Raw genomic sequence first — 431 nt, 5'->3', positions numbered from 1 at the left:
CACCTTGATGGAAGCTGATAAACGTACACCGACGGAGGCGTTGGCGCTCTCCTACAGTGAAAATCCTGATGAAAAAATCTATATCCCTGAGAATCTGTATATTATCGGCACGATGAATATTGCAGACCGCACCCTAGCACTACTCGACTTGGCACTGCCCCGCCGTTTCGTTTTTATCGAGCTAAAGCCAACGTCTAATGACGCGTGGAAAAAATGGGTAAATCATAAATTCGCAATTGATTTAGACCTGTTATCCATCATCGAATCTCGACTGACGGAGCTCAACGAGTTGCTGGCAAAAGACACCACCTTAGGGCCGCAGTTTTGTATCGGTCTCAGGTATGTCACACCAGCCACAGGCCCGCAAATCAACGACGCTCAGGCCTGGTATGCACAGGTCGTCGATCACGAGATCCTCCCCTTGCTCCCCG

At 49.7% G+C, this 431-nt stretch carries 1 pseudogene; it reads left to right on the top strand.

The window, feature by feature from the left end:
• Positions 1-431: pseudogene (locus ACU8YC_RS28380) on the top strand (AAA family ATPase); the annotation flags it as partial.

Source organism: Citrobacter sp. VF227 (genome assembly GCF_052950715.1).
This window is presented reverse-complemented; position numbering and strand designations above follow the sequence as displayed.